General features: G+C 46.3%; 19 protein-coding genes. 9 read left to right on the top strand and 10 right to left on the bottom strand.

Going from position 1 to position 20,219, the window contains the following annotated elements; genetic code table 11:
* The first annotated feature begins 46 nt into the window (after positions 1 to 46).
* From cysD to cysC, 4 genes are all read left to right on the top strand, one after another.
* Complete coding sequence (gene cysD, locus FR741_RS13910; protein WP_005379592.1) at positions 47 to 955, top strand: sulfate adenylyltransferase subunit CysD; 909 nt, start codon at positions 47 to 49, stop codon at positions 953 to 955.
* A gap of 18 nt (positions 956 to 973) precedes the next feature.
* Positions 974 to 2,404 (top strand): sulfate adenylyltransferase subunit CysN, encoded by a 1,431-nt coding sequence (gene cysN, locus FR741_RS13905; RefSeq protein ID WP_046874053.1) that lies wholly within the window; start codon positions 974 to 976, stop codon positions 2,402 to 2,404.
* Between the two features lie 252 nt (positions 2,405 to 2,656).
* Positions 2,657 to 4,381, top strand: coding sequence for an SLC13 family permease (locus tag FR741_RS13900; RefSeq protein ID WP_005392351.1), 1,725 nt, complete (start codon positions 2,657 to 2,659; stop codon positions 4,379 to 4,381).
* A 24-nt stretch (positions 4,382 to 4,405) separates the two neighbouring features.
* Complete coding sequence (gene cysC, locus FR741_RS13895) at positions 4,406 to 5,023, top strand: adenylyl-sulfate kinase (protein ID WP_139060150.1); 618 nt, start codon at positions 4,406 to 4,408, stop codon at positions 5,021 to 5,023.
* Positions 5,024 to 5,112: 89 nt separating this feature from the next.
* Here the strand turns inward: cysC and FR741_RS13890 are convergent, their stop codons facing one another.
* The 7 genes from FR741_RS13890 to FR741_RS13860 form a co-directional block, all read right to left on the bottom strand.
* Positions 5,113 to 6,018: a TIGR03899 family protein gene (locus FR741_RS13890; protein ID WP_167426972.1), complete on the bottom strand. Its 906-nt coding sequence runs from the start codon at positions 6,016 to 6,018 to the stop codon at positions 5,113 to 5,115.
* A 322-nt stretch (positions 6,019 to 6,340) separates the two neighbouring features.
* Positions 6,341 to 6,835, bottom strand: coding sequence for a DUF3299 domain-containing protein (locus FR741_RS13885; protein ID WP_167426971.1), 495 nt, complete (start codon positions 6,833 to 6,835; stop codon positions 6,341 to 6,343).
* Positions 6,836 to 6,839: 4 nt separating this feature from the next.
* Complete coding sequence (locus FR741_RS13880; RefSeq protein ID WP_048626587.1) at positions 6,840 to 8,099, bottom strand: ABC transporter permease; 1,260 nt, start codon at positions 8,097 to 8,099, stop codon at positions 6,840 to 6,842.
* Positions 8,096 to 8,824, bottom strand: a complete 729-nt coding sequence (locus tag FR741_RS13875) for an ABC transporter ATP-binding protein (RefSeq protein WP_167426970.1) — start codon at positions 8,822 to 8,824, stop codon at positions 8,096 to 8,098. Before FR741_RS13875 ends, FR741_RS13880 begins: the two co-directional genes overlap by 4 nt.
* 52 nt (positions 8,825 to 8,876) lie before the next feature.
* Positions 8,877 to 9,542: a zinc uptake protein ZrgA gene (gene zrgA, locus FR741_RS13870; protein ID WP_167426969.1), complete on the bottom strand. Its 666-nt coding sequence runs from the start codon at positions 9,540 to 9,542 to the stop codon at positions 8,877 to 8,879.
* Positions 9,543 to 9,676: 134 nt separating this feature from the next.
* Positions 9,677 to 9,976 carry a DUF2607 family protein gene (locus tag FR741_RS13865; protein WP_005392338.1) on the bottom strand — a complete coding sequence of 100 codons (300 nt, stop codon included), beginning with the start codon at positions 9,974 to 9,976 and terminating at the stop codon, positions 9,677 to 9,679.
* A gap of 224 nt (positions 9,977 to 10,200) precedes the next feature.
* Complete coding sequence (locus FR741_RS13860) at positions 10,201 to 10,752, bottom strand: YtfJ family protein (RefSeq protein WP_167426968.1); 552 nt, start codon at positions 10,750 to 10,752, stop codon at positions 10,201 to 10,203.
* Positions 10,753 to 10,966: 214 nt separating this feature from the next.
* Here FR741_RS13860 and FR741_RS13855 point away from each other — a divergent pair, with 214 nt between their 5' ends.
* Positions 10,967 to 11,167, top strand: a complete 201-nt coding sequence (locus FR741_RS13855) for a DUF1107 domain-containing protein (RefSeq protein ID WP_012841164.1) — start codon at positions 10,967 to 10,969, stop codon at positions 11,165 to 11,167.
* 86 nt (positions 11,168 to 11,253) lie between these two features.
* On the opposite strand, the gene msrA is transcribed toward FR741_RS13855, so the two are convergent.
* Positions 11,254 to 11,892 carry a peptide-methionine (S)-S-oxide reductase MsrA gene (gene msrA / locus FR741_RS13850; RefSeq protein WP_167426967.1) on the bottom strand — a complete coding sequence of 213 codons (639 nt, stop codon included), beginning with the start codon at positions 11,890 to 11,892 and terminating at the stop codon, positions 11,254 to 11,256.
* A 167-nt stretch (positions 11,893 to 12,059) separates the two neighbouring features.
* Between msrA and tamA the strand changes: the two genes are divergently transcribed.
* The 4 genes from tamA to FR741_RS13830 are packed head-to-tail and all read left to right on the top strand — an operon-like array spanning position 12,060 to position 18,338.
* The gene (gene tamA / locus FR741_RS13845) at positions 12,060 to 13,772 is read left to right on the top strand and encodes an autotransporter assembly complex protein TamA (protein WP_167426966.1); all 1,713 of its coding nucleotides are present in this window, start codon (positions 12,060 to 12,062) and stop codon (positions 13,770 to 13,772) included.
* Entirely contained in the window at positions 13,769 to 17,533 is a 3,765-nt protein-coding gene (gene tamB / locus FR741_RS13840; protein ID WP_167426965.1) for an autotransporter assembly complex protein TamB, read from the top strand. Before tamA ends, tamB begins: the two co-directional genes overlap by 4 nt.
* A gap of 45 nt (positions 17,534 to 17,578) precedes the next feature.
* Positions 17,579 to 17,926, top strand: a complete 348-nt coding sequence (locus tag FR741_RS13835) for a gamma-glutamylcyclotransferase family protein (RefSeq protein WP_012841162.1) — start codon at positions 17,579 to 17,581, stop codon at positions 17,924 to 17,926.
* A gap of 49 nt (positions 17,927 to 17,975) precedes the next feature.
* A complete protein-coding gene (locus FR741_RS13830) occupies positions 17,976 to 18,338 on the top strand; it encodes a DUF2799 domain-containing protein (RefSeq protein WP_167427117.1) in 363 nt (120 codons plus the stop codon).
* A gap of 69 nt (positions 18,339 to 18,407) precedes the next feature.
* On the opposite strand, the gene ppa is transcribed toward FR741_RS13830, so the two are convergent.
* Complete coding sequence (gene ppa, locus FR741_RS13825) at positions 18,408 to 18,938, bottom strand: inorganic diphosphatase (RefSeq protein WP_065644950.1); 531 nt, start codon at positions 18,936 to 18,938, stop codon at positions 18,408 to 18,410.
* A gap of 127 nt (positions 18,939 to 19,065) precedes the next feature.
* Complete coding sequence (gene fbp, locus FR741_RS13820) at positions 19,066 to 20,082, bottom strand: class 1 fructose-bisphosphatase (protein WP_005392321.1); 1,017 nt, start codon at positions 20,080 to 20,082, stop codon at positions 19,066 to 19,068.
* Positions 20,083 to 20,219: the final 137 nt, after the last annotated feature.

The raw sequence follows: 20,219 nt of genomic DNA, 5'->3' as shown, positions 1-20,219 counted from the left end.
ATTAGAGACGTAATGCGCCTTCAAGCTTAAAAAGGAAATACAAAACATGGACCAACAACGTTTAACTCACCTTAAACAACTCGAAGCGGAGAGTATCCATATTATCCGCGAAGTTGCGGCTGAGTTTGATAACCCAGTCATGATGTATTCGATTGGTAAAGACTCATCAGTGATGCTGCACCTAGCGCGTAAAGCGTTTTACCCGGGCAAAATTCCATTCCCACTTTTGCATGTCGATACGGACTGGAAATTCCGCGAGATGATTGAGTTTCGCGATCGCACCGCTGCCAAATACGGCTTTGAGCTCTTGGTACATAAGAACCCAGAAGGTCTAGCAATGGGCTGCAGTCCGTTTGTTCATGGCTCGTCAAAGCATACGGACATCATGAAAACGCAAGGTCTTAAGCAGGCGCTAAACAAATATGGCTTCGATGCTGCTTTTGGTGGCGCTCGTCGTGATGAAGAAAAATCACGCGCAAAAGAACGAGTGTATTCGTTCCGTGACAAGAACCATACCTGGGACCCTAAAAATCAACGTCCAGAGCTGTGGAAGACGTACAACGGTCAGGTTAATAAAGGGGAGAGCATTCGTGTATTTCCACTTTCGAACTGGACGGAGCTTGATATCTGGCAATACATCTATTTAGAAAACATCGAGATCGTACCGCTTTATCTCGCTGACAAACGTCCAGTTGTTGAACGCGACGGCATGCTGATCATGGTTGATGATGATCGTATGGAGCTTCAACCGGGTGAAGTGATCGAAGAGAAGAGTGTGCGTTTCCGTACTCTTGGTTGTTATCCATTAACTGGGGCTATCGAGTCTGAAGCGAACACTTTGACCGGCATTATCGAAGAGATGCTGGTGGCAACGTCGAGTGAGCGCCAAGGTCGAGCGATCGACCACGATCAGTCAGGATCGATGGAGCTTAAAAAACGTCAAGGTTACTTCTAAAGGATCTAAGGAAAGATAATGAACAGTGCAGTTGAAGCTCAATTAGCCGAGCTTGGTATCGAAGGCTATTTAACACAACACCAGTACAAGTCGTTACTTAGATTCTTGACTTGTGGCTCGGTAGATGACGGTAAAAGTACACTAATCGGTCGCTTACTCCATGACTCAAAACAAATTTATGAAGATCAGCTAGCGGCAGTGCACTCAGACAGCCAACGTGTGGGCACCACGGGTGAAAAGCCTGACCTTGCGTTGTTGGTAGATGGCTTACAAGCTGAGCGCGAGCAGGGGATCACGATTGATGTGGCTTACCGCTATTTCTCGACGCAGAAACGTAAGTTCATCATCGCCGATACTCCTGGGCACGAGCAGTACACGCGTAATATGGCAACAGGCGCATCGACGTGTGACTTAGCGGTGATCTTAGTCGACGCACGCAAAGGCATTCTTGATCAAACTCGTCGTCACTCTTTTATTTCCAACCTACTGGGTTTGAAACACTTTGTTGTGGCGATCAACAAGATGGATTTAGTGGATTACTCTCAAGAGCGCTTTGAAGAAATCCGCGATGAGTATCTTAAGTTTTCTGAGAATCTGACCGGGGATATTGATATTCAAATCATCCCGATTTCGGCGCTTGAAGGTGACAATGTGGTGGATAAAGGGCAAAACCTAAGCTGGTTTAAAGGCCCGTCATTGCTTGAACTTCTTGAAACGGTAGATGTGGATCAAGAAAAAGGTGCGGGTGAGTTCCGCTTCCCGGTGCAATACGTTAACCGTCCTAACCTCGATTTCCGTGGTTTTGCGGGGACGATTTCTTCAGGTTCGATCAAAGTCGGTGATGCCATCAAAGCATTGCCATCGGGGAAAACGTCAACTGTTGCACGCATTGTTACGTTTGATGGTGATATTGAGGAAGCTCGTGCTGGGTTAGCGGTCACTCTGACGCTAAGCGATGAGATCGATATTAGCCGTGGCGATTTGATTGTCCTAGACAATGCTCAAGTGGAAACCACAAACCACTTGCTTGCCGATGTGGTATGGATGACAGAGCAACCTCTGCAACCGGGTCGTGACTACGACATCAAAATCGCGGGTAAGAAAACTGTGGGCCATGTTGAAGCGATTCGTCACCAATATGATATCAACAACCTATCAACTCATAGTGCGGCAGAGCTGCCATTGAATGGTATTGGCTTGTGTGAATGGTCTCTCAATGAGTCAGTTGCGCTGGACAATTACCAAGATTGTGCTGATACCGGCGGCTTCATCATTATCGATCGTCTGACGAACGTGACGGTTGGTGCAGGCATGGTCAAAGAAAGCCTCGCGGTGGTTGAGCGCGACTTGACGGACATCTCTGCGTTTGAAGTTGAGCTGAATGCACTTGTGCGTAAACACTTCCCACACTGGGAAGCAAAAGACGTCAGCCAATTGCTGAAAAAGTAATTGGCGCGCTCGAGCACGATAAGCTCTGATTCTATCTGTTGTTGTGCTTGGGGCGTCGCTGCCTAACTGAGTTGCGAAATGCAGTTAGGTTATTCTCCTAATACCAGAATGCTTCGGTGAAGCCCAAGAAAACCGAGCATTCTGATGTTCTTTTCGCTTGCGCTGATTTTGGTCTGTTTACTCGTTTGTCTGGTGTCTCACGGATAAATGAGCCGTTGTTGTGCCCTTTGGGCGATTTGGTAAGGAAAGGCTATGTGGGAACAAGGGTTTGTATTAGCGATTTTGCTTGGCATTATCACTTGTTTGCTTGTCACAAAAATTAAGCCTAGTTATGTCTTTGCGGGTGCCGCTTTTATTGCATTTATGGCGGGAATGATGGATTCAGCCACGATCGCATCCAACTTTACCAACTCTTCGTTATTGACTCTGGTTCTGTTGATTCTTGCATCGTGTGCTTTAGAAAAAACGTTACTGATCAGTTGGGTGAGCCGTAGTATTTCTGAAGGCCAGTTAGGTAGTGTGATCGCTAAGCTCGGTGTATCAACGGCCTTGCTCTCTTCATTCACGAATAATACCGCCGTGGTTGTCTCATTGATTGGGGCGATTAAGCGTAATCAGCAGCATGCGCCTTCGAAATTACTCATCCCGCTGTCTTACGCGGCTATTTTTGGTGGCACATTAACTTTGATAGGTACGTCGACTAACTTAATCATCAACAGCTTTGTTGAAGATGCCGGTTTGCCGAGCCTGAGCTTTTTTACACCCACGATGATTGGCTTGGCGGTGTTGGTGGGAGGAATGCTGATTCTTATCCCGCTCAGTTACTTACTGCCGAACTACGATGATCAAAGCCAAGAAGATTTACCGTATTTTCTTGAGTCTCGCGTAGAGCCTGGTTCACCGTTAGTTGGGCGCACGGTCAGCGAGAATAATTTACGTGCGCTGCGCAAACTGTTTCTTGCGGAGGTTGTACGAGATGGCGTGACGGTTTCCTCTGTAGGACCGGATTTCGTACTCAATGCGAAAGACCGTTTGTTGTTTTGTGGTGATGTTGAGAGCGTCGCGACCCTGCAAGAAATTCCGGGCCTCAAGCTTTTTGGTCAGCAGCACTTGAATGGGCAAAATTTTATTGAAGTTGTGGTGAGCTCATCCGCGACGTTTTGCTATAAAACACTTAAAGAGAGTCGATTCCGTGACCGCTTTGATGCCGTTGTTGTCGCTATTCGTCGTGGCCATGAGCGCCTAGAGGGCGGTTTGGGTAGCATTACCTTAGCGCCAGGTGACACGTTAGTTCTGGTTCCGGGCAAGCGTTTTGAATCGGAGCGCCGAGCTCATCGTAAAGAGTTTGTTTTAGTGCATGATTTGGACTCTAGCGCTCGGCTTGATACGAATAAATCCTCCATCGTGCTACTGGGTTTTGCTGCCGTAATTGGGTGTGCGCTATTAGAACTAGTACCGATTATTAAAGGCCTTGCCGCGTATCTTATTGCACTTATCGCGTTTGGCATTGTACAGATTTCAGAACTGCGCCGCCGTTTCCCAATTGATATCGTTGTGATTGTCGGCTCTGCTTTGTCCATCGCTCAATTGATGATCTCTTCCGGCTTGTCAGAGAGAATGGGAGCGATGTTTATTGAAGCGTTCAATGGCTGGGGCGTGTTTGGAGCCTTGGTCGCAACTTACATCATGACATTAGTTCTTACTGAACTGGTGACGAATAATGCCGCGGCTGCGCTTTCTTTTCCTATTGGCTATAGCATGGCGGTCGGTTATGGCGTTGATCCGATGCCATTCATTATGGCGGTCTTGTTTGGCGCCAGTGCGAGCTTTATTTCTCCCTACGGTTATCAAACCAACTTACTGGTGTACAGCGTAGGAAATTATAAATTGACCGACTATGTGAGAATTGGTGTGCCGATTTCGATTGTGTACTCTGTATTAGTACTTACTTTGATTCCGGTCTTCTTCCCGTTTTAATTCCGATATTTACAAGGATACGTTATGACTGCCGAAACGACGGTAAAAGATGAAAACATTGTTTGGCACCAGCATTCGGTCGATAAACAGTTTCGTGCTGAATTAAAGAAGCAAAAACCTGCCGTATTGTGGTTTACTGGCTTATCTGGAGCGGGTAAATCAACCATAGCAGGGGCGTTGGAAAATCGCCTTGCAACATTGGGTTACCACACCTATTTATTGGATGGTGACAATGTGCGACATGGCCTGTGTAGCGATTTGGGCTTTTCTGAACAGGATCGTCGCGAGAACATTCGTCGTATTGGTGAACTGGCTAAACTGATGGCGGATGCAGGCTTAATTGTGTTGTCGGCGTTCATTTCACCGCATCGTGCAGAGCGACAGCTAGTGCGCGACTTATTGCCAGAAGGTGAGTTTATCGAAGTGTTCGTCAATGCATCTCTAGAAGTCTGCGAAGGTCGCGATCCTAAAGGTTTGTACCGCAAAGCACGTGCGGGAGAAATTCCTAACTTCACTGGTATTGATTCTGAATATCAAGCACCGAAGAATCCGGAAGTCGATTTACCAGCGGGCGAAAAAAGCGTCGATGAGCTGGTGGACTTGTGCTTGGAAGCGCTTAAGTCGCGTGCAGTGATCCGATAAATAAGCATTTGGATCATTGGTGACCTCAAGCTCTTTGAGCGGCTTAAGAAGCATTTAGATCATGGGTGGTCAAATGCTTCTCGAACTGCCTACACGGTATGATGAACCGTACTTTTAGCGTCACTATGGACACTAAATCTATGATTTAAAAGCGCAAGCATTTGGTCGTAGTAGTCGGCATGTGGTTTGTTACCGAGCAAGGTACAGAGCTCATTGCCTGTTGGCGTGAAGCGGTAATATAAAAGGCGGACGCCTTTGCTGTTCACGTTCAGCGACAAGTTTTTACCTTGGTAGGTGAGGATCAATTGCGTCTCGATACCAATTTCGCCAGATTCAAGCTCGGTACTATGCAGTAACCCTAGTTCAATCAACAGCAACAAACTTGAATAGGGCAGCTGAAAACTTCCCATGTTTAAGCTGTTGGCGATGTCTCGTTTGCCGAAGCTAAATATTCCTCCTTGCGCTTTATAACCAATTAACAGCTTGCGACTGTGATCCCCTCCAAAACTGCACGCCAGAGAGGCGGCTCTTTGCAGAGTTTGTGCTTCTTTTGGTGACATATCTTTGAGGACTTTGAGCGCTTTCATAGACGTCGAGCCTGGGTTTGTCACTTCACGCTTCATCACTTGAGCCCATAACTTTTGCATCGCGCTGTTATGGATGTCTTGAGCCATTTCAAAAAAACGATACAACCAGTCTTGGTCGGGCTCTCCGGCAGTTTCATCTCGGCATGAACTGTGTGCTAGCTTTAAAATCTGCTCTAGGTTTTTTTGTCGCTGTTCTTGGCGTCTCTGTTCACGCAGTTGGGCTCTTTCAAGCGCGGATTTGGCTGGTGGATCGGTTTGCAGTAAGGCATCAAGACCGTGTATTTGGGCAATGGTTTTTACCTTGCTGGCACTGTCTTTGATGTAGCCCTGCTTCTTTTCTTGTTGCGTATTTTTTTGTGCGTTTGACTGATGTTCGATGACAACAGGTTGCTTTGTCGGTTCTGCCATTAATTTTCCTACCAAGAACTGCGCTGTTCGCTTGTTTAAATTTACACCTTATCTAACCAGGCGACCAGATAGGAGTTCTCAGTTTTTGAACGAATAGGGCTATCCAAAATGATAATGAGTTGTTAAAATTGTTATCGTTATTTTGGAGGGACAATGAAGTTCTCAGAAGCAGGTAAATTAAAAAAGCACCTGTCGATAGCGTTTCTTTTGGTTATTTATGTTGGCGTATTAACGTATTTGTCTCGTTATATCGTGTAACACAGAACTAAAAAAGGCGCCGATGTGACGCCTTAGGTGTACCGATGCATGTCAACGACTTAAACTACATATCGTCGTAGGCTTCTATTTTCGATCCCTCAATAACGTAAGCCGTTTCAGCCAGCTCGTGGCTTATCGTTTCGGTTTTCAACTCCCCAACCACATATATGACATCCCACAGTTCTTGAACGGGTGCGCCTTTGGGAAACTTCACGTAAATGATTTGGTTTGGTGGCGGTGGTGGTACGTGGATACAAGCTCCAAAGTATGGCACCAACAAAAACTCGGTGACGGTATTCGCGTCACCTTCAAGCGGGATGACAAAACCTGGGATTTTAACTTGGCTTCCATTTAGCTCTGGTCGAACGTTACCAATTTTAGATTGTTGCGCTGCTCCGCCACTGTGATCAGAAGCTGGCATGCCCACACTGTCGAACAGTTTGCGTTCTTTCTCAGGTACTAGATCAATCCAGTCGAGCGTTAATGGCTCCTCGCTTGCGAGTACTGGCGCTATAAATGAGATGATCAGCAAGCAACTTGCGAGTATTTTTCTCCACATTTTATTAAATCCTTATTGTCATTCCGTCACTTAGTGACTGTCGATAGGCGCGAAAAGCCGGGATGAAACCAATTACAATTCCAGCGCATTGTACGAAACCTAATAGCATCCATTCATAGGGCGATAAGAGGCTTAAAGTCAGATGTATTCCATAATGCTGTTGAATGATGGGTTGCACGATGGCGAGAATGGCATACAGCCCTGCCACTCCGGTCACAATTCCGGCAGCAGTAAGTAGACTGGCTTCGCTGATCAACAATGAGAAAACATGACGAGGTCTTGCTCCCATAGCGCGCAAAATCGCCATTTCACGGCGGCGCTCCTGCAAGCTGGTTAATAAGCTGCTTAGCATGCCGAGTAATCCTGCAATCACCACAAAGCCAGACACTGCCATTAAGGCTTGCTCGGCAACAGACATCATTCCCCACAGTTCATGCAACGCAACCCCGGGCATAATCGCGCTAAGCGGTTCTTTGGGATAAGTGTTGATTTGCCTTTGTAGGGCGAAAGTCTGAATACGAGATTTCAAACCGACCAGCATCGCGGTAATTTGCTTGGGCTGAAAGTCTCTGCTTTTGAGGTCTTGTGCCTTGGGTGTTGGGCCTAAACGTGCACCGCTTTCCCATCCGACGTGGATGGCTTCGATGGCTTCTAGCGAGACATGGACGGTTTTGTCGACTGGCGTGCCAGTGGGCGCAAGAATCCCGACAACTTTGAATGGCAGGTTGTCATGTCGGCTAAAGCCTACATCACTAATGCCGTGGGCAATGATGATTTCACTACCGACGTGATACCCCAGCTGTTTTGCGACATCAGAACCGAGCACGGTTTCAAATAAACCATTGAATTCTTGGCCTTCTGAAAAGGTTAGTGATTGCTTACTTCCGAATTTATAGTGTTCAAAATAGCTGTGGTTGGTTCCCATGACTCGGAATCCTTTGTGCGAGTCGCCAAGTGAGATTGGAATCGCCCAATCTACTGCTCGATGATTGGCAAACTCTTGGTAGCTCTTCCAGTCAATGTTGTTGGTGGCATTGCCAATGCGAAACACAGAGTAGAGCAGCAAGTTCACTTGTCCAGAACGGCCGCCAATGATGAGGTCGGTGCCTGAAATTGTATTGGCGAAGCTATCTTTTGCCTGAGTACGAATGCGTTCTACTCCTAAAAGGAGTATGACAGAAATCGCGACTGTCATGATGGTTAATATTGCCGTCGCCTTACGATTGATTAAGCTCTTCCACGCGAGCTTTGCAACAGCGCTCATGATACGGCTCCTAGGTTAGATGCTTGGTTAATATCTGGTAGGTTAAGTGTGCGGTCAAATAAGGGCTCAAGCGTTGGATCGTGACTGACGAAGATCAGCGTAGCGTTGGCTTGATTCGTTTGCTCCATCAGGAGTTCAATAAACGCTTTACGGTTATCGTGGTCTAGAGCGGAGGTTGGCTCGTCAGCAATCACTAACCCCGGATACCCAATGAGTGCTCGTGCAGCCGCAACACGTTGTTGTTGGCCAATGCTCAGTTCCGATACCGGACGAACATGAAGCTCGCTGGGTAGGTGGAGCCTTTCAAGCAGAGCTTGAGCTTGCTCTTCTAACGTTTGAGATGACGTTCTTGAAAGCGCGCGGCCACGTCGTATTTGACTGAATTGGCAAGGCAGTAGTACGTTTTCAAGCACGTTTAAATAAGGCAATAAATTGAACTGCTGAAAGATATAGCCAATGTGATCGGCGCGAAATTTGTCTCTTTGACTTGCACTTAAACTAACAAGGTCAGTATTCAGTACGGATAGAGAGCCTGATGTTAACGTGTTGATGCCAGTTAGTAGGGCAAGCAGCGTAGATTTACCGCAGCCACTGGGACCTTTGATAAATACGTGCTCACCTTGGGCAATATGTAACTGTGGAATATGAATGGTTGCGTGTGTTGAACCGGGCCAGACAAACTGGGCATTATTTAGCTCAACAACATTTGACATGATTTCAGTCATACTAAATCACCAAAGCATTGGCGTGTAAGTGTGTACTTACACGCCACTCGTGTTATTTGATTACGATTTGGGAGTTATCTTTGCTCAGTTTGATGGCTGATTGCATGGTGTCAGTGAATATATTGACGTTGATTGACTCAGTCGTTGGAAATTGATTAAACCAGTCGGTTTGAATGTGACTGAGTTGGTTAACTTGGTCACATCTGAATCGATATTGCACCGAAAACTCACCATGTCCGCCATTTTCATGCTCCTCATGGTGAGCATCGTGACCGTCATGGTGCTCATGTTCATCATGATGTTCATTGTGGTGATCATGGTGTTCGTGCCCTTCATGATCGTGATTTGCATGGTCATCATGGTCGTGCTCGCTATGATCATGGTCTTCATGAGGGTTGCTGAGGTTATGGTTTACGTAAGCTTCTTCAATATCACAATTGGCTTGCGCGTTAATAGCAAACAGTGTGTTGCTGTCTTCTAGGGTGGCAATGGCTTGTTTAAGTGCTTGCTCTTGTTGTTCATTTTCTGGAGCATGCTCGAAACCGACCACATCGGCACCGGGAGCAGTAATCTCCACTAACAGATCCTTTCCATCTTGGGCGATATTAAATTCGACGTGACCATGCACATGAGCACCGTGCTGGCGGTATTCGTCCGCATTTGCTGCTGTCGATAAAGAGAGACCAATGACAAGCGCTAAAACATGTTTCGATGACATTTTGTGTTTCCTAATTTTGCTGGCACTAACCCGAGCAATACCGGATCAGATTTGTATTTACTAAGGTGCGATTCGCTGACACGTTAGGTGCAGGAATACGCACAAATTATGTTGAGTGTGGAATAGTTTGGAAATTAAGCAAAATAAGGCGGGGCACGAGCTGCACCACGAATGTCTTCACTATTAACAAGGCGCTGAAAGACATCATGGTATTGGATGCGCGTAAATGTTGGCGTCGATAGGGTCGGTTGAGCTTTGGCTATGCCGTGCTGAACCCCAGAAAATAGCTGGCAATGATGGTGTGTGTGGTGTTCGGGAGTCAGATCAACTTGATGAAGGATTACCGCAAAGTTCCAAGCGATCAGCAACGCGACACTGAAAAATAAAACAGTGCGATGCCAATGCTTCCGTATCTTTTGCTGGTGGTGGTACATCTGAGCTCCTCTTACCGACTGTTATAATATAACACCCATAATGAGTAAAAGTTCACTCTTTTGTTGGCTAGTGGGAAAATTTACGTCAACACATGCGATGTCGCCGAATATGAGACAGTCTCCTTGGTGGAATCACTGAGCGTTAAACTAGGCTCAAGCTTTAAGTTTGGTCGCATGGCTCCTTATACTGCGTACTACGGATATTAAGGAGCCAAGCAACGAGACTAGATGTTCTGTTTAATTAGCTCGATCACCTTTGCAATTTCATCTTGCTCAAGTGCGCCTTCTTTTACAAACAGCACTTTGCCTGTTTTGTCTTGAACAATAATGGCAGAGCTTTCTTCTTTAAGATCCCAAGTGTTGGCGACTACGCCATTTTCATCCAGAACCATAGATGACCAAGGAAACTCTTTTTTGCTGTCTTGGGCTGAAGATTTCACGAACGAACCTGTCCCCCAGATTGCATCATCTTGGTTAATGATCGTAGTTGTTTGGTAGCTTTCTTGCGGGAATTGCGCGGCGGTTATTGCTGACATCAAAGGGGCGTTCATTTCTTTTGAACTGCTACGACCTGCGATTGCTTGAATAACACGAACCTTACCCTGCATATGCTGGGTTGCCCATGGTTGGTATGCCACGCCCTCACCCTGCAAAACAATCTCGCCATAAGCCGCGACCTTGGCAGAAGGAACGGCCTCACCGACAGATAGGTTGTGTGCAAACGCAAAGCTTGGCGTTATAGCCAATAGTAGAGGTAGGAGAGTCTTAGTTTTCATATTGTTATATTCCGTACGAGTTGGAAGTTTTCCAGTATATATCCAGATCTAGGAAATTTGTAGAACTGTTGATAACATTTATTTAACGTATGGGGTGGTGTAATATTGCGTTATATTTAGAATTTGCTAAAATGAACCTCGTCGCAGATTGCGCATCAAGATTGCAGAGGATAAATAAGCAATCCGTGTTTTCTCAAAGGAATTGAGGTGAGTTATGCTACGTGAGTTTGCTGTATACCGACCATTACAAGTGGCACGTTTCGTTAAAACGTTGTTCAAAGGTCAATTCTTTATTGCTGGGGTTGGATGTTTTCAGTTCGACAATGGCAAAGTTTTGCTCCCTGACGTCAACGATCAGAAAAGACTCACCATCTTTAAAGAAGTCAACCAAGTGATTGCTTCGTTGTCTGTTTAAGAGCCCGTTGGCTTGAATTTAGTTTTCGATTTCAAAAAAGAGCGACCTATTCGGTCGCTCTTTTGGGTTTGAGTTAGTTGTAGGAACTAACTTTGTAAGCTGGGTGGAAAGCAAACACCTGTACCACCGATACCGCAGTAACCGTCAGGGTTTTTAGCCAGGTATTGCTGGTGGTAAGTTTCGGCAAAATAATACGGGCCCGCTGGCTGTATCTCAGTGGTGATATTCGCGCGTAGTTCCTCTTGCAGTGCTTGTTGATACAAGAGCTTCGATTTTTCTGCGCTCTCTTGCTGCTTCGCGGAATAAGTGTAAATCGCCGAACGGTATTGTGTGCCCAGATCGTTACCTTGACGCATCCCCTGGGTTGGGTCATGTCTCTCCCAAAAAACGGCCAGTAGTTTTTCTAAGGAAATCACGCGTTCATCGAAGACGACTCGTACTACCTCTGTATGGCCTGTTTTACCCGTACACACCTCTTCATAAGTAGGATTGGGTGTATATCCACCGGCGTAGCCAACCGAAGTGGAGATAACCCCATCCAGTTGCCAAAATACGCGCTCAGCACCCCAAAAGCAGCCCATTCCCAGCAGAATTTGTTGTTGATGCGGCTCCAATGGTGCCTTTAAGTTAGATTTATTTACAAAATGATGATCTTCAACCTGCATCGGTTGATCTCTACCTGGCAAGGCATCTTCTATACTGATCAATGTTTGTTTGTTGAGCATGGTATTTGTCCTTCAATACGTGTCTTAAATTTGCGAACTTTTTCATTTCGTCTGTATCTGATGCTGTGATGACATAGACCGCGTTAAACCTATTAATATTACAGACTTAGACTTTAATTGGCGTTATCATTATTTACGTTTACTTAACCTCATTCAGCCAAAAAAGCATGATAAAAAAAGCTCTCCTCACCATTGTTGGCCTGTTTGCCTTTTCTCATGGTGCCTCTGCCGATGTTTCTTTGACTTTAAAAGGCATCGATGGCGCTTTAGAAGAGAATGTCAGTGCGTACCTGTCGTCCATTCCAGCGAAGGACTACTCCACTTCCCTGCGCTTTCAAGCGAGATTAGATCAAAGTATCACTGAAGCTCTTAATGCGCTTGGGTATTATCATGCAAAAATTTCATACTCTATTCCGGAAGGGAATGATGAGTTGATCGTCAGCATCAAGCCGGGTTTACCTGTGAAAGTGAAAGTCATGGATGTGGTGATCACAGGTGAAGCAAAAGACGATGAAGAGTTCGCCAAACTTATTGAACGTTCACCGCTTAAAGTCGGCAAAGTATTGAATCAAGGCGAATACGATAGCCTGAAATCGGGTATTCGTAACTTGGCGTTGCAGCGTGGTTATTTCAATGGTGATTACAAGCTCAGCAAACTTGAAGTGATTCCTGACTTCAATGAAGCGAATGTGCGTTTGCATTATGACAGTGGTATTCGTTATCACTTTGGTCCGATTAACATTACTGGCAGTCAGATTTGGGAAAACCGTGTTGAATCAATGCGACCTTTTGAAATTGGTGAACCTTACTTGGTTTCGCAAGTGGGGGAGTACAACCAAAATCTGTCTAATACCGATTGGTTTTCATCGGTTTTTGTGGAGCCTGATTTAAGTAAATTGGATGAGGGACGCGAATTGCCAATTAAGGTCTCGCTCGCGCCAGCGTCAAAAAACCAAATAGAAACCGGTCTTGGTTACTCGACCGATACTGGTGTGCGTGGCACGTTAAAATGGAAAAAACCATGGGTTAGTTCACGTGGCCACAGCTTTAATACGGCGTTATCACTATCAAAGCCAGAACAGACGATCACGGCAGGCTACAAAATCCCGCTTGATGAAGTATTGCGTGAATACTACCAACTGCAATTTGGTTTAAAGCACCTTGATAACCGAGATACGGAGAGTTTGGAATCCAACCTAGCAGTTGAGCGACATTGGCTAACCGATGGCGGCTGGCATAAAACCATTTATGTTCGTCACTTGTACGAAAACTTCTCTCAAGGTCTGCAAGATGATGGGGTGCAATTTGTGTTACCCGGAGCCACTTTTTCACGAACTCGTGTCCGTGGTGGCAACATGCCAATGTGGGGGGATAAGCAAAGTGTAACGATCGAATATGGTGATCCTGCTTTGCTGTCAGAAACGCGAGTATTGCGCCTATTAGGGCGATCATCTTGGATCCGCGGGATCGGTGATAATCATCGTGGTTTGTTCCGTTTAGAAGGTGGTGCGAACATCACTGAGGAATTTGAAAAGCTTTCGCCTTCTCTGCGTTTCTTCGCTGGTGGTGATAACAACATTCGTGGTTATGGATACGAGTCTATTTCACCTGTGGATGAAAGTGGCGCCTTGACGGGTGGTAAATACATCGTCAGCAGCACATTAGAGTATCAATATCGCGTGTATGGAAACTGGTGGGCAGCCACCTTCTACGATATTGGTGATGCATTTAACGAAACACCTGAATGGAAATCGGGTGCTGGTGTGGGTATCCGTTGGGCGTCTCCGGTTGGACCGGTTAGCTTTGATTTTGCGTGGGGACTGGATGAAAAACCAGAAAGAGAGTTCCGCATCCACTTCTCATTGGGGCCTGAGTTATGATCAAAATGATGTTTAAGTGGACCAAATGGCTGTCGCTAAGTTTGATTGGTCTATTGCTGTTGCTCATCATTTTTGTTGCGACAGTGCTATTTACTCACCCTGGTCTTAAGCTCGCGTTGTGGGGAGCAGAAAAGGCTTTACCGCAATTACAAATAGAGAAAGTTCAGGGCTCATTATTTCCTCGTTTTGAGCTACAGAACGTCAGTTTTGTCGACGAATCTTTGAACATCGACGCAAAAGTCGATCGTTTAGCGTTAGCGGTTAACTTCCGTTGTTTCTTTGACCCTAAAGTCTGTGTCGATGAGCTAACCCTGCAAGGTGTTAACTTTCAGATGCCAGAGCTCCCTCCGGCAGGCGAAGAGCCAGAGGAGACTCCGCCATTACGTACAGTCAGTACACCAGTCCCTATTTTTGTTAATAAGGTCAGTTTTGATGACATTAACTTAAACATTTTAGGCAACCAAATTGACTGGCAAGATTTCTCTACCGGGCTTTCTATGCAAGGCGACCGTTTAGTGATTGCGCCGACGGCATTAAAAGACATCAATGTTGCACTGGCTCCAAGTGAAGCTGAACCTGAAGCCGCCACCGACGAGCCGAAAGACGCTGACGTTCCGCCGCAAGATATTGTGTTACCTGAGGTGTGGATTCCACTCACTGTGGAAGTAAGACGCCTCGATGTTCATAACTTCAAGCTTGCAGGTGAGAAGCCGGTGATCGTTCACCACCTTGGTGCTGTAGCGAAAGCGGGGGGCGACCGTGTTGATGTGAAAACATTAGAGCTCGATATGCCTGAAGTGGAAGGTAAGTTAAGCACGCAAGTAACGCTTTCTGCTGACTATCCTCTCAAAGCACAGCTCGATGCGCTGGTGAAGCAAGCGGATGCGAAGGGACAAAAGCTGTCGCTGTCAGCTGCTGGTTCGGTGGGAGACCTTTTTCTCACTGCGACCTTATCTGAACTAGTCGAAGCGGAGATCAAAGGTGAACTTCAGCCCCTGAAAGCGCAGTTACCCTTTGATGTTGCAATCAAAAATGTACAAGCACAATGGCCGTTAATCGGTCAAAGTGATTATCAAGTATCGGTACCAAGTTTATCTGCAAAAGGTTCCCTGGACGGATACGCTGTGGCACTAGAAACACAAGCTTCGGGTAAAGATATTCCTGCTGTAGATGTTGCACTAAACGGCAAAGGCACATTAGAGCAAATCGATCTTGAAAGCCTGGTAGTCAAAACATTGGGCGGTGAGCTATCCGGTCAGGTGATGGCGAATTGGGCTGCGCCAATCAACTGGCAAGCTGACCTTAATTTGCAACATATTCAACCAGGGCTTCAATGGGAAGAAGCGGAAGGCGATATCAGTGGCAGCCTCTCGACTTCAGGTTCTTTAACAGAACAAGGCGGTTGGCAAGTCAGTTTACCTAAGTTAGATATCGATGGCATTTTGCGCGGTTATCCGCTGAATGTGGAAGGCCAACTGGAAGCGTCTGATAAGAATGGCAAAGGTGAAGACATTCAGCTTACCACGCAAGGTTTAGCGCTTTCTCATGGCCCTAACCAATTGAGTGCCAAGGGTAAGATTGATAAGCAGATATTAATGGATGTTGAGGTTAACTTCCCCGATTTTGCGAAAAGTGTTCCGGATCTAGCGGGTAAGATGCAAGGCAACGTGGCGCTGCGTGGTAGCTTGAAAGAGCCTGACATCAAATTAGACCTAGCGCTAAATCAAGTGAGCTGGCAGCAGCAAGCAAACGTCGAAAACATAACTTTGAAGGGGGATGTGACGCCTCTGCCAGCACCGAAAGCGAACTTAAGCCTCATTGCGAACAACATTACCTACGACGACATTAAAGTTGATAGTGCAGACCTTGAAGTTTCTGGGGATGAAAAACTGCACCAACTGACGCTAGATGTGGTGTCTGACATTGTATCAACCAGCTTAGAAATTGAAGGCTCATTCATACAGAAGCCGCAAATGAGCTGGGATGGTGCATTGCGTCGTCTTACTTTGAGCACGCCGCAGGGACCTTGGGCGTTGCAGAAATCGACGGCGGTTAAAGTCAACATTGATAAACAAATCGCTGATGTTCAAGCACATTGTTGGCTGCAAGCCAATTCGAGTGTTTGTTTGACCGAAGATATTAGTGTTGGTCAAAGTGGCGAAGCCAAGTTAGCCGTGAACGACTTTGACTTTGAACAAATCAAGCAGTTCCTGCCGCCAGAGACGAAATTACAAGGGTCGGTCAACGCGCAAGCAACAGCAAAATGGGCACCAGAGATGAAGCCGGAAGTCACGGTGAACGTTGATATGCCTAAAGGTCAAGTAGAGCAAGCACTAGAGCAGCCGATAACACTTGGTTGGGAAAGCTTTAGCTTTAAAGCGGCGCTGGCAAAAGACAAGTTAGATGCTGAGTGGTTATTTGATGTGAGAGACAACGGTGACTTATCTGGTCAGGTTTCTTTGGTCGATGTAACGTCTGAGCAGCCTGAGATTGACGGTAAGGTCTCGCTATCGACATTCCATCTGGATTTCTTAGCGCCGTTGATAGGTGAGTACAGCCTATTCAAAGCGAATATGAATACTGATTTGGCGATATCTGGTGATGTTATGCACCCTAAAGTCAACGGTCAGTTCTTGATTGATCAAATGAAGCTACAAGGTGAAGTCACGCCGATAGACATTAACTCCGGTCAGGTCGCGATCAACTTTAAAGGTCACCAAGCGGATCTTGATGCGGGTATCATGACGCCAGATGGTGAGTTGGAAGTGACCGGTGAGGCCGATTGGCAGGATCTACAAAATTGGCATACCAAAGCGCGCGTATTTGCGAAAGAGCTTCAGGTGGATCTTCCACCAATGGTAAAAATCAAAGTTGAGCCGGACATGACTATTGATGTCACACCGCAGCTTGCTAAGGTCGAAGGTAATATTAATCTGCCTTGGGGACGAGTTGTGGTTGAAGAGCTGCCACCAAGTGCGGTTGGTGTTTCAAGCGACACCGTGATTTTGGACCAGAACTTACAGCCTGTGAGTGATATCGAGCCAATGCCATTTGATGTTGAAACGGATATCAACATTAAAATCGGTGATGACTTCCAACTGGCCGCCTTTGGCTTGAAAGGTGGTCTGAAAGGTAACCTCAATGTGACACAGAAAGATAAAGGTCCGTTCATCGTTGGGGAGGTTAATATCGTCGACGGTTCTTACCGTTCTTTTGGTCAGGATTTGGTGATTGAAGAAGGTAAGATCTTAATGAATGGTCCGGCAGATCAGCCGTACGTTTCTATTAAGGCGATTCGAAACCCAGATAATACCCAAGATGACGTGATTGCTGGTGTGCGTGTAACAGGACCAGCATCGGATCCAAATGTGGAGATATTCTCTGAGCCAGCGATGCCTCAAGCGAATGCGCTCTCTTACCTACTTCGCGGTCAAGACATTGATGGCGAAGCGGGAGGCAATGCTATGACGACCACGTTGATCGGCCTAAGTTTGGCAAAGAGTGGACGCGTGGTTGGTGAAATCGGTGAAGCCTTTGGGGTTCAAGATTTACAATTGGATACGGCGGGTTCGGGCGATGATTCTCAAGTGACCGTCAGTGGTTACATTCTGCCGGGATTACAGGTGAAATACGGCGTCGGCATCTTTAACTCACTAGGCGAGTTCACAGTGCGTTATCGATTGATGCAAGATCTGTATTTAGAGGCGGTTTCTGGTGTAGATAGTGCGGTTGACCTACTCTATCAATTTGAGTTCGATTAGAGCTTGTTCACCTGCGTACATAAAGTTCATGACTAAGGAGTGGTTATGCAGCATTTAGTTTTTGTATATGGGACCTTGCGTAAAGGAGAGTGTAATCATCACTTTCTGAGCTCGGCCCAGTTTCTTGGTCAGCATGAAACGGATGCTCAGTTCGCACTTTATGACTTAGGTCCTTATCCCGCGTTGTCTGTCGGGCAGCGCTCGATACAAGGTGAAGTGTATCTGATTGATGATGAAACCTTATCCGAGCTAGATAAGTTGGAAGATGTGCCAGTAGAGTATCGTCGAGAGAGTATCGTCACGCCGTTTGGCCAAGCTTGGATCTACTTGTATCAAGATACCGAACAACTGACCGAAGAAATCGCTTCCGGAGATTGGTGTCAAAAGGTGTGAGCTATACTGACATTATCAATAGCGACGAGCTGGTCACTAAGGAGTCATGATGAAGGTATTCGTAATTGGATCAATGGCGTTGATTCTTGCCGCATGCGCGCAAACAACCCTGCCGACCTCGAGTAATGCTACCGACTGGCAAGCGTTTGGTAAGCAGTCTGCCTTAGATGGATTAAGAGTTTTATCTGAAGATCGTATCGCTGCACTGGATAGTACTAATCATGCTACGCCTGAACTGATCATGGCCTATCAAACGGGTTATCAGCAAGGGAAGCAAGAGTATTGTGAACAAAGCGCGTATATGCTTGGTGTTATCGGGCGTCCGTATTTTGGTATTTGTGATGACCTAGACCCTTTCTTTCAGCATGACTATGACGCCGGCCGAATGTCTTCTGCAGGCGCGCCTATCTAGTTGACTTACACAAAATTAAAAAGAGCTGCCCTAAAGCAGCTCTTTTTAATTTTGTATCAGCCGTGATGCTTATTTTTTCTGAGCGCGCTCGTAAGATTCTAGGATCTCAGCTTTAGCGGCAGCAACATCTGCCCAACCATCCACTTTCACCCATTTGCCCGCTTCAAGCTCTTTGTAACGCTCAAAGAATTGCGTGATCTGCGCTTTCAGTAGTTCTGGGATATCGTTTACATCTTGGATGTGATCGTACTCTTTCGAGATTTTGGAGTGTGGAACCGCAAACACTTTTGCGTCTTCACCTGACTCATCCGTCATCTTCAAAACGCCAACAGGACGGCAGCGAATCACTGAACCTGGCATGAGTGGGTATGGTGTTGGTACCAGTACGTCGACTGGGTCGCCATCAAGAGACAGCGTATTGTTCACGTAGCCATAGTTACATGGGTAGAACATCGGTGCAGACATGAAACGGTCGACAAATACCGCACCAGAGTCTTTATCTACTTCGTACTTGATTGGATCTGCATTTGCAGGAATTTCGATCACGACATAGATATCTTCAGGCAGCGACTTGCCTGCTGGCACATGGTTTAAGCTCATTAGAATATTCCTTTTCATTAACGATGAGTCACACAGAAGCGGCTTCATCTGATGATAAATTCGCGTTTCACTTTAGCGACAAAAACGCGGCAGGTAAACACCTGCCGCGTTGGACAAAGGTCTGAAATTATTCTTCGTCGCGGTGCAGTTCAAGGAACTCTTCAACTTTGCGAACCATGTTCTTAGAACCAACAAAGAAAGGCACACGTTGGTGCAATTCGGTTGGTTTGATATCCATGATGCGATTGACGCCGTCTGATGCAATACCGCCCGCTTGCTCAATTAAGAACGCCATTGGGTTACATTCATAAAGCAGACGCAGTTTGCCCTGTGGATGGCTTTGCGTACTAGGGTAAAGGTAGATACCACCTTTCAGTAAGTTGCGGTGGAAATCAGCAACCAATGAGCCAATGTAGCGCGAAGTGTATGGACGACCGTCTTCTGGCACATTCTCTTGGCAGTACTTGATGTACTTCTTCACCCCTTGAGGGAAGCGAATGTAGTTACCTTCGTTGATCGAATAAATCTTGCCTTCTTCTGGAATCATCATGTTTTCATGAGAAAGGCAGAAGCTGCCGATAGATGGGTCGTAAGTAAAGCCGTTTACGCCGTTACCCGTGGTGTAAACCAACATGGTTGATGAACCGTAAATCACGTAACCAGCGGCAACTTGCTTATGACCAGGCTGAAGGAAATCTTCTTCTGTCGCTGGCGTGCCAATAGGTGAAACACGGCGATAAATAGAGAAGATAGTACCGACAGAGACGTTCACATCGATGTTAGAAGAACCATCAAGTGGGTCCATCAGTACCACATATTTGGCGTTTTGGTTGAGCTCTTTGTTGAAAGCAACCGCTTCGTCTTCTTCCTCACTGGCAACGCCACACACTTGGTCACGAGCTTCAAGCGCGGCTTTGAACTTATCGTTCGCGTAAACATCGAGCTTTTGCTGGTCTTCACCTTGGACATTTTCCGTGCCTACAGCACCAGTGATATCACCGAGACCCGCTGCGTTGATTTCGCGGTTAACGATTTTTGCAGCTAAACGAATGGAGGCTAAAAGGGATGATAGATCACCGCTAGCGTGGGGGAAATCCGCTTGTTTTTCGACAATGAACTCGCCTAGGGTGCGCAGTCCTGACATGGTTAATCCTTACATTTTCATTTCATTGGGGGTAGTGCGCAAGTGAGCATCTCTTTATGGATGTTAAACGATTGCGCTGGATGTAAGTTTAAGTCGCAGATCTTTTTAATGGTAATGAAGTAACTGTTTGAGATCTC

Origin of the sequence: Vibrio diabolicus (assembly GCF_011801455.1) — a bacterium.
GTDB classification, from domain to species: domain Bacteria; phylum Pseudomonadota; class Gammaproteobacteria; order Enterobacterales; family Vibrionaceae; genus Vibrio; species Vibrio diabolicus.
Note: the sequence above shows the minus strand (reverse complement) of the source record. Positions and strands in the feature narration are given on the sequence as shown.

What these genes read in the sequence shown, in the direction of transcription:
- FR741_RS13875 (WP_167426970.1), bottom strand. Translation starts at nt 8,824, where the DNA reads ATGACTGAAATCATGTCAAATGTTGTTGAGCTAAATAATGCCCAGTTT.
- FR741_RS13900 (WP_005392351.1), top strand. Translation starts at nt 2,657, where the DNA reads ATGTGGGAACAAGGGTTTGTATTAGCGATTTTGCTTGGCATTATCACT.
- FR741_RS13835 (WP_012841162.1), top strand. Translation starts at nt 17,579, where the DNA reads ATGCAGCATTTAGTTTTTGTATATGGGACCTTGCGTAAAGGAGAGTGT.
- FR741_RS13880 (WP_048626587.1), bottom strand. Translation starts at nt 8,099, where the DNA reads ATGAGCGCTGTTGCAAAGCTCGCGTGGAAGAGCTTAATCAATCGTAAG.
- FR741_RS13830 (WP_167427117.1), top strand. Translation starts at nt 17,976, where the DNA reads ATGAAGGTATTCGTAATTGGATCAATGGCGTTGATTCTTGCCGCATGC.
- fbp (WP_005392321.1), bottom strand. Translation starts at nt 20,082, where the DNA reads ATGTCAGGACTGCGCACCCTAGGCGAGTTCATTGTCGAAAAACAAGCG.
- msrA (WP_167426967.1), bottom strand. Translation starts at nt 11,892, where the DNA reads ATGCTCAACAAACAAACATTGATCAGTATAGAAGATGCCTTGCCAGGT.
- FR741_RS13885 (WP_167426971.1), bottom strand. Translation starts at nt 6,835, where the DNA reads ATGTGGAGAAAAATACTCGCAAGTTGCTTGCTGATCATCTCATTTATA.
- cysD (WP_005379592.1), top strand. Translation starts at nt 47, where the DNA reads ATGGACCAACAACGTTTAACTCACCTTAAACAACTCGAAGCGGAGAGT.
- cysN (WP_046874053.1), top strand. Translation starts at nt 974, where the DNA reads ATGAACAGTGCAGTTGAAGCTCAATTAGCCGAGCTTGGTATCGAAGGC.
- cysC (WP_139060150.1), top strand. Translation starts at nt 4,406, where the DNA reads ATGACTGCCGAAACGACGGTAAAAGATGAAAACATTGTTTGGCACCAG.
- tamA (WP_167426966.1), top strand. Translation starts at nt 12,060, where the DNA reads ATGATAAAAAAAGCTCTCCTCACCATTGTTGGCCTGTTTGCCTTTTCT.
- FR741_RS13865 (WP_005392338.1), bottom strand. Translation starts at nt 9,976, where the DNA reads ATGTACCACCACCAGCAAAAGATACGGAAGCATTGGCATCGCACTGTT.
- tamB (WP_167426965.1), top strand. Translation starts at nt 13,769, where the DNA reads ATGATCAAAATGATGTTTAAGTGGACCAAATGGCTGTCGCTAAGTTTG.
- FR741_RS13855 (WP_012841164.1), top strand. Translation starts at nt 10,967, where the DNA reads ATGCTACGTGAGTTTGCTGTATACCGACCATTACAAGTGGCACGTTTC.
- FR741_RS13860 (WP_167426968.1), bottom strand. Translation starts at nt 10,752, where the DNA reads ATGAAAACTAAGACTCTCCTACCTCTACTATTGGCTATAACGCCAAGC.
- FR741_RS13890 (WP_167426972.1), bottom strand. Translation starts at nt 6,018, where the DNA reads ATGGCAGAACCGACAAAGCAACCTGTTGTCATCGAACATCAGTCAAAC.
- ppa (WP_065644950.1), bottom strand. Translation starts at nt 18,938, where the DNA reads ATGAGCTTAAACCATGTGCCAGCAGGCAAGTCGCTGCCTGAAGATATC.
- zrgA (WP_167426969.1), bottom strand. Translation starts at nt 9,542, where the DNA reads ATGTCATCGAAACATGTTTTAGCGCTTGTCATTGGTCTCTCTTTATCG.